This window comes from Pseudoxanthomonas sp. (assembly GCF_035999195.1).
Taxonomy (GTDB): Bacteria; Pseudomonadota; Gammaproteobacteria; order Xanthomonadales; family Xanthomonadaceae; genus Pseudoxanthomonas_A.
On record NZ_DASYGY010000009.1, the window covers coordinates 1,841,767 to 1,857,500 of the forward strand.

Below are 15,734 nucleotides of genomic sequence, written 5' to 3' on the forward strand. Positions count from 1 at the left end.
GTGGTGGGGTCATCAGGTCGTGCGCGCAGCGCACGCTACGGCGAACGCCTTGAGGTACCCGTTCGATGGTCCGCGCCGCCGCGGGAGCACCGCGCCCTGAATGCCGTTCGTGGTGAGCCTGTCGAACCATGCGCGCGTCGTAGCGTGCGCCATGCGCACGAGGGAATCGCGCGGTGGTGGGTCATGAGGTCGTGCGCGCAGCGCACGCTACGGCGAAGGCCTTAAGAGTCCGTGGCGATTTGATGGGCCGCGCCGCCCCGGGAGCACCGCGCCTTGAATGCCGTTCGTGGTGAGCCTGTCGAACCATGCTCTTGGCGATGGATCATCCGACTGCCGTGCGTGCAAGTTGGCGCGGAAAGCGTGGTTCGACGGGCTCACCACGGACGGAGTCGATCGCTTGGCCATGTGCGCCTCGTAGCGTGCGCCATGCGCACGACCTCATGACCCATCACCCCATCCGCTTCGTGCGCATGGCGCACGCTACGTGGGACGTGGTCGATCCGCCTCGCCGTTCCGGTGCTTCCGCGGTCAGCGGTCGCGCTGCTGGCGCAGCCACGCGCGGCGCTGGCCATCGGGCACGGCGAGCAGGTCTCGACGGAAGGCGTCGCGGTCCTGCGGTGGCAGGCGCTGCGCCAGCGCAGCGAGGTCGTCGCGCTGTTCCGCATCCATGCGCCGCAGCAGCGACACCAGGCCGTCGCGTTCGCCGGGCGGCACGTAGGCGAACAACGGTTGCAGGCGCGGCCAGTCGGCGCCCAGCTCCGGCCCCAGCCGCCATCCCTGCCGCTGCATGCCGTCCAGCACGCGGAACTGGGTCCGCAACGCGGCCTGGTGCTCCGGCGGCAAGGCGGCGATGTCGCTGGCGGCGGCGCGCAGGCGCGCCCGCTGCACCTCGTCCAGCGCGCGCCATGCGGCATAGCGCGCGCGGCGGTCCGCCCGTTCGTCGCGGGGCAAGGCATCCCAGGCCAGGCGCCGCTGCTGCCACGCGGCCTGCGCGCTGGGCGACATCGCCGCCCAGCGGGCCGCGAGCGCGGCGTCCTGCGCAGAGGATGATGCGATGCCCGCCAGCAATGCGATGCCGGCGACCGCAACCAGTGTCCGTCGCCTGTCAGCGCGCTGCATCGGCGTCTCCTGTTTCGGCCGTCGGGGCGGACGCGGCGCCGGCGCCGGCGACATACCAGGCCAGGAAATCCGCTTCGCGTGCGTACGCTTCGTCCTCGGCATCGACAAGCAGCAGGAAATCGGGATGCGCCTCGGGTGAGGTCACCGGCTGCGCCCGTGCGGCGGGCGCTTCCGGCGGTGGCAGTTCGATGGACGCGATCACCGGATCCGGCGGCAGGACGGACACGCCCGGTTCGTCCGTGGGGAGGGCTTGGGGCATCGTGGACGACGGCAGGCCCGCGCCCCGCCACCACCACAGGCCGGCCGCGACCGCCGCCAGCAGCACCCCGGCGGCCAGCAGGATCCACGGCCAGCGACGCGGCGCCGGGGATACGGAAGGCGCGGTGGCCGGCGGCACGACGGCGGCGGCAATGCGCGCGCCGGCCAGGGCCTCTTCGCGCAGGCGGGCGAGTTTCGCCAGCCGGTCGGCCGGCAGTTCGCGCAGGTGCTGCTGGATGGCGTCGGCCAGCAGCCGCCAGGCGGCGGCATCGGGATGTCCCAGCGTGTCGCGCGGGCAGGCGCGGGCCAAGGCATCGCGGTAGGCGCCACTGTCCAGGCCCAGCACGCCGGCCGCCTCGGCCTCCTGCAGGCCACCGGCCAGGCGCAGCAGCAGGGCGGCCCGGTCGGCCGGCGCCGGTCGGGCCAGGGCGGCAAAGGCGCCGGGCCAGCGCGCCTGCGGGCCGTCGGCCCGCAATTGCGGGGTGGCCACCAGCAGTGACCAGAAGCGCGCCGGCCAGTCCACCATCGGCAGGGTGGCGGCCTTGCCCCGGAACGCCCGCAGTGCGGCGGCCAGGGCGACATCGCCGCGCTCGGCATCGCCGCACTGCAGTTCGGCGAACACCGCGCCACGGCGCTCGCAGCCACGCAGGAACGCCGCCAGCGCGGCGGGTGGGAGGGGAGCGGCGGAGTCGGAAGGAGCCATCGTGGAACCGGTTGCGGACAGGCCGATCATAGTGACCCGGCGCCCCCGTACGGACGCTTGACAGGCCGCCGAAATCTGCTCTCTTCGGTGGCACAAGGGTTTCCGCGAAAAACGTTGTGCACAGCGGTCATCGATTCGTCATGCGGACGGACGGCAGGTGCCGGCAAGTCGATGTTTCAGTTCGGTTTCACGCCTAACTCAATGATTCGTATGGATAAAGTGGCGATGGCACTTTTTTGGCCAACCCGACCCGGAGGCTTGCAGGACCGTCGTCGCGCCGTGAAGCATTCGCGCCATGCACAGATTTATCCACAGCAGGTGTGGATAAATCGGAATCTCCTTGAGGGATCGGCACTTGCGTGATTTTCGTCAAGATTTTGACAGGACATCATCGCAACTATGTGAGACCTGACCCGCGTCCGGGCAGGCCGATACACTGCACGGAATGTCGCCTGTCGCCGTCCTGCGAGTCGCCCTGCCCGTGCCGTTGCCACGGCTGTTCGACTACCTGCCTCCGCCCGGCCATGCCGCCTCGCCCGGGGACGTCGGCAAGCGGGTGAGCGTGGTCTTCGGCAACCGGCCGCTGACCGGCTTCGTGGCCGGGGTTGCCCCACCGGCGGACCCCGCGCTGGAACTGCGCCCCGCGGATGCCCTGCTGGATACCGACCCGCTGCTGCTCGGCGAACCGCTGGACTCGCTGCACTGGCTGGCGCGCTATACGCACGCGCCCCTGGGCGAGGTGGTGGCGACCGCCCTGCCGACCCTGCTGCGCCAGGGCGAACCCGTGCCGGACACCCATGCCTGGCACTGGCGCCTGACCGAGGCGGGTCGGCTGCAGCGGGATCGCCTGCGCGCCGGCAGCCGGCCGCGTCGCCTGGCCGACCTGCTGGCCGAACACGGGGCGCTGGACGAGGATGTGCTGGACCTGCACCTGGAGGCCGGCCGCGCCACCGCACGCGGCCTGGGCAAGCGCGGACTGGCCGAGTGCCATCCCGCCGCCGCGACCCTGCCCGCCCCTGCACCACGCGCCGGTCCCGCCCTCAACGACGAACAACAGGCGGCGGCCGACGCGATCGCGGCGACGATGGGCTTCGGCGCGCTGCTGCTGGACGGCGTGACCGGCAGCGGCAAGACCGAGGTGTACCTGCACGCCATCGCCGAGTGCCTGCGGCGCGGCCGGCAGGCGCTGGTGCTGGTGCCGGAGATCGGCCTGACCCCGCAGACGCTGGCTCGTTTCCGCGAACGGCTGGGCGTGCCGGTGCATGCGCTGCACTCCGGCCTCAACGATGGGGAGCGCGCCCGCACGTGGGCCGCCTGTCTGCGCGGCGAGGCGCGCGTCATCGTCGGCACGCGCTCGGCGGTGTTCACGCCGCTGCCGGAGGCCGGCCTGATCGTGGTCGACGAGGAGCACGACGGCAGCTACAAGCAGCAGGACGGCATCCGCTACCACGCGCGCGACTTCGCGCTGGTGCGCGGCAAGGCCCTCGACGTGCCGGTGGTGCTGGGCAGCGCCACGCCGTCGCTGGAGACGCTGCACAACGCCCGCAGCGGCCGCTACGCGCACCTGCGCCTGTCGCGCCGTGCGGGCGAGGCGCAGCCACCCGCCGTGCGCGTGCTCGACATGCGCAAGCGCCCCCAGCAGGCCGGCCTGCTGGCCGACACGCTGCAGGCGATCCGCCAGGCGCTGGATGCCGGTGGTCAGGTGCTGGTGTTCAAGAACCGCCGCGGCTATGCGCCGGTGCTGCTGTGCCACGACTGCGGCTGGAGCGCGCACTGCAAGCGCTGCGACAGCGCCATGACCGTGCACGCCGGCGGCCGGCGCCTGCAGTGCCACCATTGCGGCGCACGCCAGGCATCGCCGCCCGCCTGCCCCGACTGTGGCGGACTGGCACTGCAGCCGCAGGGCATCGGCACGGAGCGGCTGGAAGAGCTGCTGACCGAGCAGTTCACCGACGTGCCGGTACTGCGCGTGGACCGCAGCACCACGCAGAAGCGCGACGGACTGGCGCAGCAGCTGGCGAAGCTGGGCGATGCGCCCGGCATTCTGGTCGGCACGCAGATACTCGCGAAAGGCCACGACCTGCCGCACCTCACGCGCGTGGCGGTCGTCGGCGTGGACGAAGGCCTGTTCTCCACCGATTTCCGCGCCGGCGAGAAGCTGGCACAGCAGCTGATCCAGGTGGCCGGTCGCGCCGGTCGCGCCGGCAAGCGTGGCGACGTGTGGCTGCAGACGCACCATCCCGACCACCCGCTGTTGAACACGCTGATCAGCGGCGGTTACCACGCCTTCGCCGAGGCGGAGCTGGAACAGCGGCGCATGGCCGGCTTCCCGCCGTTCGCGCACCTGGCCCTGCTGCGCGCGGAGGCCCAGCACGTCGACGCCGCGCAGCAGTTCCTGCAGGCCGCGAAACAGGCCCTCCGCCGGCACGATGCGACGCTGGAAATGCATGGACCATTGCCGGCGCCGATGCCGCGCCGCGCCGGACTTCACCGCGTGCAGCTGCTGCTGTCCTCGCCCGAGCGTCGCACGCTGCATCGCACGCTCGACCTCGCCCTGCCGGACATCCACGCCCTGCCGGAAGCGCGCCGCACGCGCTGGTCGCTCGATGTCGACCCCATGGACCTGTACTGATGACGCAGACCCCACGTACCGCACTGACCCCCGCCCAGCGCCTGCGCAGCATCTTCAGCGGCTCGGTCGGCAACCTGGTGGAGTGGTACGACTGGTACGTCTACGCGGCGTTCTCGCTGTACTTCGCCGAGGTGTTCTTTCCCGGTGGCGACCGCACCAGCCAGTTGCTGAAGACGGCGGCGATCTTCGCGGTGGGCTTCCTGATGCGTCCGCTCGGCGGCTGGCTGCTGGGCCGCTACGCCGACCGGCATGGGCGCAAACGCGCGCTGATGCTGTCGGTGGTGATGATGTGCGGCGGCTCGCTGATCATCGCCTGCACGCCCGGCTACGCGAGCATCGGCGTCGCCGCGCCGATCCTGCTGGTGCTGGCGCGGCTGCTGCAGGGCCTGTCGGTCGGCGGCGAATACGGTACGTCCGCGACCTACCTCAGCGAAATGGCGACGCGCGGACATCGGGGCTTCTGGTCCAGCTTCCAGTACGTCACCCTGGTGATGGGCCACCTGATCGCGCTGGGCGTGCTGATCGCGCTGCAGCGCGTGTTCCTGACCGACGAGCAGTTGCGCGAATGGGGCTGGCGCATTCCGTTCGCGATCGGTGCGGTGGCGGCGCTGGTGGCGCTGTGGCTGCGCCGGAACATGGTGGAGACCGAGTCCTTCGCCCGCCGCGAAGCGACGGACGCGCCGGGCCAGCAGGAGCGACAGGGCTCGTTGCGCGCACTGATGCAGCATCCGCGCGCCGTGCTCTCCGTGATCGGCCTGACCATGGGCGGCACGCTCGCGTTCTATACGTACACGACCTATGTGCACAAGTTCCTCGTCAACAGCGCGGGCATGGCGGCGGAAACGGCCAGCCTGATCAATGCATCCACGCTGTTCGTCTACATGCTGCTGCAGCCGGTCGTCGGCGCGCTGTCGGACCGCGTCGGCCGGCGCCCCATCCTGATCGCGTTCGGCGTGCTCGGCACGCTGTTCACCGTGCCGATCCTCAGCCAGCTGCAGGACGTGCAGAGCGCCACGCAGGCGTTCTGGCTGGTGATGGCCGCCCTGGTGATCGTCAGCGGCTACACCGCGATCAACGCCGTCGTGAAGGCGGAACTGTTCCCCGTCGAGATCCGCGCACTGGGCGTGGGGCTCCCGTACGCGCTTACCGTGGCCACCTTCGGCGGCACCGCCGACATGGTGGCGCTGTGGTTCAAGCGCGCCGGCATGGAAACCGGCTTCTACTGGTACGTCACCGCCTGCATCGCCTGCTCGCTGCTGGTCTACCTGTGGATGCCGGATACGCGCAGGACGTCACTGATCGACCGCGACCCGCACTGACCACGCCTTCCACGGACCGCATGCGACAATCGCGACGATCCGCCACGCGGTCCGTGGCAGCGGGAGACGGCATGCAGGCTGCGCACCACTTCGTCATCATCGGCGGCGGCTTCGCCGGCCTCTGGGCCACGCGCGCGCTCGCGTCCGCGCCGGTGCGCATCACCCTGATCGATCGGCACAACCACCACCTGTTCCAGCCGCTGCTGTACCAGGTGGCCACCGCCGGGCTCTCGGCGCCCGACATCGCCGCGCCGCTGCGCCACATCCTGCGCCGGCAGAAAAACGTGGAAGTCCGCCTGGCCGAGGTGGCGTCGATCGCGCCGCAGGACCGGCAGGTCGTGCTGACCGACGGCTCCACGCTCGCCTTCGACACGCTGCTGCTGGCGACCGGCGCCACCCACGCCTACTTCGGCCATGACGAATGGGCGAAGCACGCACCGGGGCTCAAGACCCTCGACGATGCCTTGCAGCTGCGACGCCACCTGCTGCTCGCGTTCGAGCGCGCCGAAGCCGAGACCGATCCCGGCAAGCGCGCCGCATGGCTCAGTTTCGCCATCGTCGGCGGCGGACCGACCGGCGTGGAACTGGCCGGCACGCTGGCGGAGATCGCGCGGCATACGCTGAAGAACGAGTTCCGCCACATCGACCCCGCACAGGCGCGCGTGCGCCTGGTGGAAGCCGGACCACGCGTCCTGGCCGCGTTCCCCGAAGTGCTCTCCGACAAGGCGCGCCGCCAGCTGGAAAAGCTGGGCGTGGAGGTCGTCACCGGCACGCCGGTCAGCGACATCACCGACGACGGCTACCGTCTCGGCGACACCTTCGTGCCGGCGAAGACCGTCGTCTGGGCCGCCGGCGTGGCCGCGTCGCCGCTCGCGCGCTCGCTGGGCGCGCCGCTGGATCGCGCCGGGCGCGTGCTGGTGCAGGCCGACCTCAGCGTGCCGGGGCATCCCGACATCTTCGTCGCCGGCGATCTCGCCGCGGTGACCTCGGACGGGCATCCGGTGCCCGGCGTGGCGCCCGCCGCCAAGCAGATGGGCCGCCACGTGGCGCAGGTGCTGCGCGCACGCCTGTCGGGCCGCGCATCACCCGGCGCGTTCCGCTACCGGGACTACGGCAACCTCGCCACCATCGGGCGCATGGCGGCGGTGGTGGATTTCGGCCGGCTGAAGTTCTCCGGCCTGCTGGCGTGGTGGTTCTGGCTGACCGCGCACGTGTTCTTCCTGATCGGCTTCCGCAACCGCCTGGTCGTACTGCTGAACTGGTGCTGGGCCTACTGGAGCTACCAGCGTGGCGCGCGGATCATCCTGGGCAAGGACGACGATCAGGCCGGATCGACGCGGCAGGCGTAGCAGCCGCGGCGTGCGTTGTGCACGTGCAGGAAGGCTGCGCCGGCCATGTCGAGCAAGCGTTGCAGATGCGGCACTGCGTCGATGCCCTCCACCACGTCTGCGTCGAGCATCGTGCCCGCCGCATCGTAGGCGCGTAGCGACAGCAGGCGATACGGAAACGTCGGGGGCAGCAGATTACGGAACTCCACCGCTGGCGCCTGCATGCCGGCTTCGCTGACGAAGATCGGGCCGCTGCCGCGATACGGGCCGGCGACATCGTGGTGCAGATAGGGAAGCAGCAGCAGGGTCTCGCCCTGGCGCGCGTCACGCAGCGTGACGCGGCAGGGGAAGCCGCGGTCGCTGTCCGCGACCACGCGGCGGATGTTGCGTGCCGCCAGCGCGGCATCGCCGAGGGCGAACAAAGGACGGAACGGTTCGGGCGACAGCCCGCGGATCACGAACGACATGGCATCACTCCTGGGACGTGACGCCATGCTCGCGCCGCTCTGCCGGCGGCGCTATCCGGATCCTGCGCTGCTCAGTTCCCGGCCAGCGGATAGCGCTTGCCGTCGGCCATGACCAGCTCGCCGTCACCGATGCGCTCGCTGTCGGCATCCACGGTGATGAACTCGGCCTCAAGTCGGCCAGCGCCCTTGCTGCCCTTCAGGTCGAAGACGTAACGCTCGCCCTCTGCCGCCCAAGAGGCATCGCGGTCGAAGGCGGCTTCGCGGATATCGCCGATATGGCGCCGCACGACCGGATGCGCCTGCATGGCCGCATTGGCCTGCAGCACGAAGATGCCGCCCTCGCGCGCGAAGGTGTCGGGCACCTCGCCGCGATCTGTCGCATCGCGATCCCACGCAGCCGATTCGCCCGGCATCGGCGGCTCGCCTTCGAACGCGATTTCGCGACCGTCCGCCAGCGTCAGCACGCCCTTGCCCAGGCGTTCGGTGTCGGCATCGACGGTGATGAAGGCTGCCAGGATGCGGCCTCGGCCCTTGTCGCCGACCAGGTTGAACACGAACTCGTCCACGCCTTCGGCCTCGCCGGTGCCGAGTAGGTCCATCTCGAACGACTGCAGCGTGCCGATGTGCTGCTGCACCAGGGGATAGCGTTGCACTGCGGCGCGCGCCTGCGGGGTGAATATGCTGTCGCCGCCGAAGAGGTCGGCGACGCCGGGCCCGTCTTCCGGCTCGTCTTCGCCGCGCGGCTCGCCCTCGAACGTCAGCCGGCGGCCATCGGCCATCGTCAGCACGCCTTTGCCGAGGCGTTCGGTGTCGGCACTGACGGTGATGAAATCGGCCTCGAGTCGCCCACGGCCCTTGTCGCCGACCACGTCGAACACGAAGGTGTTCATGCCAGGCGCCGCACCGGTGGCGTCGGTATCGATCTCGAATGCCGTGATCTGCCCGAGGTGCTGGCGGATCAGCGGATAGCGCTGCGCGGCCTCCTGCGCCTGGCGGATGAAGAGGTTGCCGCCCTCGGTGTCCGCGTCATGGTCGTGCCCGTGGTGGTCGTCCTCGGCCGCCAGCGCCTCGGCATCCCCTTCGATCTCATGGCGGGTACCGTCGGCCATGACCAGTTCGCCGGGCCCCAGTGCCTCCTGGGTCGGGCTGACCGTGATGAAGCGCGCCGTGACGCGCCCCTTGCCGCGCGAGCCTTCGACGTCGAATACCAGCACGTCGGGACCCGGCTCGTCCATGCTGGCCGCGTCATCGAGTGCGACCGTGCGGATGGCGCCGATATGCGCGGCCACCACCGGATCGCCCTGCATCGCCGCGCGTGCCTGCGCATCGTATTCCTCGCGGTCGATGGAGAACCGCACGCCGCCCGGTGCGGCGCTCGACTTGGTATTGCCGTCCTCGGCCATGGCCGGTGTCGCCATGCCGACCGCCGACGCCAGCCCGCAGGTCGCCGCCATCATCCAGGCGAACACTGCCCGCCGCTCGTTGCCCCACCCCATGCCCTGCTCCTTCTGGTTGTCATGCCGCCGCCGGCGGATCGCGCCGTAGTGGATCACATCCCCCGATCGCCACGCCACCAAAGAAAAGAGGCCCCGACGGGGCCTCTTCGATATCGCGTCGCCTGCGCGAAGCTCAGGCCGCGAACAGCGCCTTCATCTTCTTCAGCGCATTGGCTTCGACCTGGCGCACTCGCTCTGCCGAAATGCCGTACTCGTCGGCCAGTTCCTGCAGCGTGATCTTGCTTTCGCCATCCAGCCAGCGGCGCTTGATGATGTCGCGCGATCGGTCGTCCAGATTGGCCAGGCCCTCGCGCAGCAGCTCGAGCTGGTTGTCCTCGCTGTCCGCACGCTCGTAGGCCTGCGAGGGATCCTCGTCGCGCGCGACCAGATAGCTGGCCGGCGACGGCGGCGCATGGTCCTCGTCCTCGTCCGACGGTGCATCGAAACCGATGTCGCGCCCGGAGAGGCGGGATTCCATTTCCATCACTTCGCGTTCGGACACGTTGAGGTCCTTGGCGATGGCGCTGACTTCCTCGGCGTTCATCCAGCCCAGGCGCGTCTTCGACTTGCGCAGGTTGAAGAACAGCTTGCGCTGCGCCTTGGTGGTGGCCACCTTCACGATGCGCCAGTTCTTCAGGATGAACTCGTGCATCTCCGCACGGATCCAGTGCACCGCGAAACTCACCAGGCGCACGCCCATGTCGGGGTCGAAGCGCTTCACCGCCTTCATCAGGCCGATGTTGCCCTCCTGGATCAGATCGCCCAACGGCAGGCCGTAGCCGTTGTAGCCGCGGGCGACATGCACGACGAAACGCAGGTGCGAATGCACCAGCTCGCGCGCAGCGTCCAGATCCTCGTCTTCGCGGTAGCGATGGGCGAGCGCGCGCTCATCCTCCACCGTCAGCACCGGGATCTGGTGCACGGCGCTGATGTAGGCGTCGAGCGAACCCAGAGCGCTGGGAATCGGCAGGTTGTTGGAGACCAAGGCGGTAGTGGGGGTCATCTGGCTCATGGGCAGGGATGTTAGCAGTCGGGGGGTTCGACTGCTAACCGTGCCGGAAGTTCCGTATTGTTCCAGTGATGCAACGGCCGGGGGCGTGCTGGATCGCTGCAGGATTCGATTTAAAGTCAATGACTTACAGTCTCGCTTCCTGGGATGCGATGCGTCCCAGCCTGCTGGCTCACGCGTGCAGAGGTGTTCGTTCAGGTTCTCGGCGTCGCCGGCACGATGGACGGCGGGACCGTGGCCGCCTGCCGCGCCAGCACGGTCGCGGCCAGGACATCCGCACCTGACAGATGGCAGGGATGGAAGCCGGCACGGAGATACTGGCCCAGGTGCCCCAAGGTTCGACGGGCCATGTCGTGCCCGGCGCCTAGATGATGCGCCAGTTGTCGCCACGTGGCCCGCCGCCACACCAGGCGATCCTGAGCGAGCAGCGACGCAGCCAGGCCGGCCCACAGCAGATAGAAGAGCAGGCTGGTCATTACTGCTCCGAGCAGCCGCACCGGATAGCGCGGGGAAATGGCTTGCAGCAGATCGAACGCGACCGCCCGATGTTCGATTTCCTCGGCGAAATGCCATTCCATCAGATCGCGCACACGCGGGTCGGCGTGGGCGAGGATCGATTGCGTCAGGAACTCGAACCCGAGGAACGCGTTGATGTGCTCGACACAACTCACCAGCGACACCCGCAGCCAGAGCGGCGCTACCCGGTCCATGACGCGGAAGATGCCACGGTCCACCACGCGCTCGATGCCGCGATAGGCGTAGCCCTGTGCGTCCAGGTTGCCCCAGTAGCGTTTGTGCGCCACGCCGTGCTGCGCCTCCTGGCGGATGAACGCTTGGCAGCGCTGGCGCAGAACATCGTCCCGCAACCGGGGCATGCACGCGTTGAGTGTGCGGATATAGAACGCTTCATTGGCCGGCACCAGGATGGTGTAGGCGTTGAGCAGCGACGAGACCACTTCGTTGCCCGGCAGCCAGTGCCGCGGAATGTCGAGGGAAAGCGGTGCAGTGAATCGCCGCGCCGTGATGGACTCTTCCATGATCTCTCTCGCCTGCTCGGGTCGGAATGTTGTCTTTCCTTGCACACGTGAACCTGGTCGCCCGGAACGCCGTCAGCCGTTCGCGATCGCCTGGACGTCCCTGATCACCCGCAACAGGTTGCCGCTCCAGATCTTGCGGATCTCCTGCGGCGTGTAGCCGGCGGCGAGCAACGCTTCGGTGATCCGCGGCAGTGCGCTGACGTCTTCCATGCCCACCACGCCGCCACCGCCGTCCCAATCGGCGCCGATGCCGACATGATCCGCCCCGACCACCTTCAGGATGTGAAGCAGGTGCGCCATGTAGTCGTCGAAGGCCGCGCGCTTCGCGGGATAGAGCGCCTCGATCTCGCGTCGCTCTGCCAGGTACCCGCGCGCCTGTTCAACGGACAACTGGCCTTCCGGACCGTACTTCTTGCCAAGCGCTTCCAGGGCCGCTTCGCGCTCGGGGATCTTGGGAATATCGATCAGATAGCCGCCGTAGGCGTTGACATGGATGACCCCGCCCTTGGCGGCCAACTTCCGCAGGCGGGCATCGTCGATGTTTCTTGGGTGGTCGTAGAGCGCGTCGGCACTGGTATGCGAGAGCACGATGGGCGCCCGCGACACCTCAAGCATCTGATCGAACACCGCATCGCTCGCATGCGATGCATCCAACACGATCCCGAGCCTGTTGGCCTCCTCGACGAGCGCTCGCCCGGCCGGACTCAAGCCGTTCCACTCCGCGCCAGCCGGATCGGTGGACGAATCGCCGAACTCGTTGTTGCGCACGTGCGTGATGCCCAGCATGCGCAGGCCCAGCCGATGGTAGGCCGTCAGCAGACTGGGATCGCTTGCGAGCGGAGCGGCATTCTCCATGCTGATGAAGGACACGCGCTTGCCGGCGCGTGCGATGCGCTCGGCGTCATCGGCACTCCGCGCGAGTTCCATTTCTCCCGCGTTCGCCGCCAGCATTTCATGGATGCTGACCAGACGATCCAGTCCATGGTCGCGCGCCGCGCGCCTCCCGGCGTCGTCGCGGCCCCCCTGTGCCGTGTAGATCACCCAGAATCCGCCGTCCAGTCCGCCCGCCTTCATGCGCGGCAGATCCACTTGCGAGAGATCCCCCTCGTGCCGGTGGTTGTCGGCGATGCGCCACCCCGGACGGCGGAGATTGGCCGGCGTGTCCAGATGCGTATCCAGCACGATCGCGCTTTCATGCACGCTGCGCGCGTTCTCTGCCGCGCCTTCCGCGGCCACTACATCGATGCCGCTCAGCGCCAGTGCGCTGGCCAAGGCTACGCGCCACCACGTCATGCATCCGCTCCGTCGGTGAGATGAAGTCCGATTGTTGGCGATAGCGAGACAAGAAAAAACCCCCAGCCTTACGGCTGGGGGTTTTGGGATAAAGCCCCTGGCGATGACCTACTCTTGCATGGCTTAAGCCACACTACCATCGGCGCGGCTGCGTTTCACTTCCGTGTTCGGGATGGGAACGGGTGGGACCACAGCGCTAATTTCACCAGGGAGAGGGTTGGAGCGTCGCCATCCAGGGAACGGATTAAGGCGCCAATCTCTCATAGGGTCTTGTGACGTAGCGGGCATTGGATTTTCTCTGACGATATCGTCGAGTCCAAGGCCACTTGAGGTTATATGGTCAAGCCGCACGGATCATTAGTATCAGTTAGCTCAATGGGTTGCCCCACTTACACACCTGACCTATCAACCACCTAGTCTTGATGGTTCCTTTAGGGGGCTTGTGCCCCGGGAGATCTCATCTTGAGGCGCGCTTCCCGCTTAGATGCTTTCAGCGGTTATCGCTTCCGAACATAGCTACCCGGCAATGCCACTGGCGTGACAACCGGAACACCAGAGGTTCGTCCACTCCGGTCCTCTCGTACTAGGAGCAGCCCCTCTCAAATCTCCAACGCCCATGGCAGATAGGGACCGAACTGTCTCACGACGTTCTGAACCCAGCTCGCGTACCACTTTAAATGGCGAACAGCCATACCCTTGGGACCGACTACAGCCCCAGGATGTGATGAGCCGACATCGAGGTGCCAAACACCGCCGTCGATATGAACTCTTGGGCGGTATCAGCCTGTTATCCCCGGAGTACCTTTTATCCGTTGAGCGATGGCCCTTCCATACAGAACCACCGGATCACTAAGTCCTACTTTCGTACCTGCTTGATCCGTCGATCTCGCAGTCAAGCACGCTTATGCCTTTGCACACAGTGCGCGATGTCCGACCGCGCTGAGCGTACCTTCGAGCTCCTCCGTTACTCTTTGGGAGGAGACCGCCCCAGTCAAACTACCCACCATACATGGTCCCCGATCCGGATTACGGACCTAGGTTAGAACGTCAAGCACATCAGGGTGGTATTTCAAGGATGGCTCCACCGAAGCTAGCGCCTCGGTTTCATAGCCTCCCACCTATCCTACACAGACGAACTCAACGTTCAATGTAAAGCTATAGTAAAGGTTCACGGGGTCTTTCCGTCTTGCCACGGGAACGCTGCATCTTCACAGCGATTTCAATTTCACTGAGTCTCGGGTGGAGACAGCGCCGCTGTCGTTACGCCATTCGTGCAGGTCGGAACTTACCCGACAAGGAATTTCGCTACCTTAGGACCGTTATAGTTACGGCCGCCGTTTACTGGGGCTTCGATCAAGAGCTTCGCCTTGCGGCTGACCCCATCAATTAACCTTCCAGCACCGGGCAGGCGTCACACCCTATACGTCCACTTTCGTGTTTGCAGAGTGCTGTGTTTTTGATAAACAGTCGCAGCGGCCTGGTTTCTGCGACCCCCCTCAGCTATAGCCCGCATGGGCCACCAAAGGGGGTGCACCTTCTCCCGAAGTTACGGTGCCATGTTGCCTAGTTCCTTCACCCGAGTTCTCTCAAGCGCCTGAGAATTCTCATCCTACCCACCTGTGTCGGTTTACGGTACGGTCTGCGTGAGCTGAAGCTTAGGAGCTTTTCCTGGAAGCGTGGTATCAGTGACTTCGTCCAAAAGGACTCGTCTCGGTGCTCGGTCTTAAAGGATCCCGGATTTGCCAAAGATCCAAACCTACCGCCTTTCCCCGGGACAACCAACGCCCGGTACACCTAACCTTCTCCGTCCCTCCATCGCACTCACGCGAGGTGCAGGAATATTAACCTGCTTCCCATCGACTACGGCTTTCGCCCTCGCCTTAGGGACCGACTAACCCTGCGTCGATTAACGTTGCGCAAGGAAACCTTGGGCTTTCGGCGTGCGGGCTTTTCACCCGCATTATCGTTACTCATGTCAGCATTCGCACTTCCGATACCTCCAGCAGCCTTCTCAAGCCACCTTCGCAGGCTTACGGAACGCTCCTCTACCGCGCATAACAAAGTTATGCACCCCAAGCTTCGGTTTCGTGCTTAGCCCCGTTAAATCTTCCGCGCAGACCGACTCGACCAGTGAGCTATTACGCTTTCTTTAAAGGGTGGCTGCTTCTAAGCCAACCTCCTGGCTGTCTGTGCCTTTCCACATCGTTTTCCACTTAGCACGAAATTTGGGACCTTAGCTGTGGGTCTGGGTTGTTTCCCTTTTCACGACGGACGTTAGCACCCGCCGTGTGTCTCCCGTACAGTCTGTCTTGGTATTCGGAGTTTGCCATGGTTTGCTAAGACGCGATGTCCCGCTAGCCATAACAGTGCTCTACCCCCAAGAAGATTCATACGAGGCGCTACCTAAATAGCTTTCGAGGAGAACCAGCTATCTCCGGGTTCGATTAGCTTTTCACTCCTAATCACACCTCATCCCCTACCTTTGCAACGGGAGTGGGTTCGGGCCTCCAGTACCTGTTACGGCACCTTCACCCTGGGCATGACTAGATCACCCGGTTTCGGGTCTACTGCCCGCGACTATGCGCCCTTATCAGACTCGGTTTCCCTTCGCCTCCCCTATACGGTTAAGCTTGCCACGAACAGTAAGTCGCTGACCCATTATACAAAAGGTACGCAGTCACCCTTGCGGGCTCCTACTGCTTGTACGCACACGGTTTCAGGATCTATTTCACTCCCCTCTCCGGGGTTCTTTTCGCCTTTCCCTCACGGTACTGGTTCACTATCGGTCGGTCAGGAGTATTTAGCCTTGGAGGATGGTCCCCCCATGTTCAGACAGGGTTTCTCGTGCCCCGCCTTACTCGTCTTCACTGAAAAGGTCTTTTCGAATACCGGGCTGTCACCGTCTATGGCCAGTCTTTCCAGACTGTTCTTCTAAAACCAATCCAGCTTAAGGGCTGGTCCCCGTTCGCTCGTCACTACTCAGGGAATCTCGGTTGATTTCTTTTCCTCCGGTTACTTAGATATTTCAGTTCACCGGGTTTGCTTCCAGCAGCTATGTATTCACTGCAGGATA

At 66.3% G+C, this 15,734-nt stretch carries 10 protein-coding genes and 2 rRNA genes (1 of these 12 running past the window's edge); 3 read left to right on the plus strand and 9 right to left on the minus strand.

What is annotated here, in order from left to right; genetic code table 11:
• Positions 1–528: 528 nt before the first annotated feature.
• Both VGN58_RS15665 and VGN58_RS15670 read right to left on the minus strand, forming a co-directional pair.
• Positions 529–1,119 carry a DUF3106 domain-containing protein gene (locus VGN58_RS15665; protein ID WP_327484107.1) on the minus strand — a complete coding sequence of 197 codons (591 nt, stop codon included), beginning with the start codon at positions 1,117–1,119 and terminating at the stop codon, positions 529–531.
• Complete coding sequence (locus tag VGN58_RS15670) at positions 1,106–2,080, minus strand: hypothetical protein (protein WP_327484108.1); 975 nt, start codon at positions 2,078–2,080, stop codon at positions 1,106–1,108. The genes VGN58_RS15665 and VGN58_RS15670 overlap by 14 nt, the downstream gene beginning before the upstream one ends.
• A gap of 445 nt (positions 2,081–2,525) precedes the next feature.
• On the opposite strand from VGN58_RS15670, the gene VGN58_RS15675 reads away from it, so the two are divergent.
• The 3 genes from VGN58_RS15675 to VGN58_RS15685 all read left to right on the plus strand — a co-directional run bounded on the left by VGN58_RS15675 (position 2,526) and on the right by VGN58_RS15685 (position 7,380).
• On the plus strand, positions 2,526–4,712 hold the full coding sequence (locus tag VGN58_RS15675; RefSeq protein ID WP_327484109.1) for a primosomal protein N': 2,187 nt from the start codon (positions 2,526–2,528) through the stop codon (positions 4,710–4,712).
• Positions 4,712–6,031: an MFS transporter gene (locus tag VGN58_RS15680; RefSeq protein ID WP_327484110.1), complete on the plus strand. Its 1,320-nt coding sequence runs from the start codon at positions 4,712–4,714 to the stop codon at positions 6,029–6,031. Before VGN58_RS15675 ends, VGN58_RS15680 begins: the two co-directional genes overlap by 1 nt.
• 71 nt (positions 6,032–6,102) lie before the next feature.
• A complete protein-coding gene (locus VGN58_RS15685) occupies positions 6,103–7,380 on the plus strand; it encodes an NAD(P)/FAD-dependent oxidoreductase (protein ID WP_327484111.1) in 1,278 nt (425 codons plus the stop codon).
• Here the strand turns inward: VGN58_RS15685 and VGN58_RS15690 are convergent.
• From VGN58_RS15690 to VGN58_RS15720, 7 genes are all read right to left on the minus strand, one after another.
• Entirely contained in the window at positions 7,353–7,826 is a 474-nt protein-coding gene (locus VGN58_RS15690) for a DUF1203 domain-containing protein (protein ID WP_327484112.1), read from the minus strand. The two genes, VGN58_RS15685 and VGN58_RS15690, sit on opposite strands and share 28 nt — an antisense overlap.
• A 71-nt stretch (positions 7,827–7,897) precedes the next feature.
• On the minus strand, positions 7,898–9,322 hold the full coding sequence (locus tag VGN58_RS15695; protein ID WP_327484113.1) for a hypothetical protein: 1,425 nt from the start codon (positions 9,320–9,322) through the stop codon (positions 7,898–7,900).
• Between the two features lie 133 nt (positions 9,323–9,455).
• Positions 9,456–10,334, minus strand: coding sequence for an RNA polymerase sigma factor RpoH (gene rpoH / locus VGN58_RS15700; protein WP_327484114.1), 879 nt, complete (start codon positions 10,332–10,334; stop codon positions 9,456–9,458).
• 191 nt (positions 10,335–10,525) lie between these two features.
• The gene (locus tag VGN58_RS15705; RefSeq protein ID WP_327484115.1) at positions 10,526–11,368 is read right to left on the minus strand and encodes a metal-dependent hydrolase; all 843 of its coding nucleotides are present in this window, start codon (positions 11,366–11,368) and stop codon (positions 10,526–10,528) included.
• 72 nt (positions 11,369–11,440) lie between these two features.
• Positions 11,441–12,661 (minus strand): dipeptidase, encoded by a 1,221-nt coding sequence (locus VGN58_RS15710; RefSeq protein ID WP_327484116.1) that lies wholly within the window; start codon positions 12,659–12,661, stop codon positions 11,441–11,443.
• A gap of 95 nt (positions 12,662–12,756) precedes the next feature.
• Positions 12,757–12,871 (minus strand): 5S ribosomal RNA (gene rrf, locus VGN58_RS15715).
• A gap of 126 nt (positions 12,872–12,997) precedes the next feature.
• A 23S ribosomal RNA gene (locus VGN58_RS15720) occupies positions 12,998–15,734 on the minus strand; it runs 142 nt beyond the window's last position.

Coding starts and splice junctions, on each gene's coding strand:
- VGN58_RS15665 (WP_327484107.1), bottom strand. CDS start 1,119: ATGCAGCGCGCTGACAGGCGACGGACACTGGTTGCGGTCGCCGGCATC.
- rpoH (WP_327484114.1), bottom strand. CDS start 10,334: ATGAGCCAGATGACCCCCACTACCGCCTTGGTCTCCAACAACCTGCCG.
- VGN58_RS15690 (WP_327484112.1), bottom strand. CDS start 7,826: ATGTCGTTCGTGATCCGCGGGCTGTCGCCCGAACCGTTCCGTCCTTTG.
- VGN58_RS15670 (WP_327484108.1), bottom strand. CDS start 2,080: ATGGCTCCTTCCGACTCCGCCGCTCCCCTCCCACCCGCCGCGCTGGCG.
- VGN58_RS15695 (WP_327484113.1), bottom strand. CDS start 9,322: ATGGGGTGGGGCAACGAGCGGCGGGCAGTGTTCGCCTGGATGATGGCG.
- VGN58_RS15705 (WP_327484115.1), bottom strand. CDS start 11,368: ATGGAAGAGTCCATCACGGCGCGGCGATTCACTGCACCGCTTTCCCTC.
- VGN58_RS15710 (WP_327484116.1), bottom strand. CDS start 12,661: ATGACGTGGTGGCGCGTAGCCTTGGCCAGCGCACTGGCGCTGAGCGGC.
- VGN58_RS15675 (WP_327484109.1), top strand. CDS start 2,526: ATGTCGCCTGTCGCCGTCCTGCGAGTCGCCCTGCCCGTGCCGTTGCCA.
- VGN58_RS15680 (WP_327484110.1), top strand. CDS start 4,712: ATGACGCAGACCCCACGTACCGCACTGACCCCCGCCCAGCGCCTGCGC.
- VGN58_RS15685 (WP_327484111.1), top strand. CDS start 6,103: ATGCAGGCTGCGCACCACTTCGTCATCATCGGCGGCGGCTTCGCCGGC.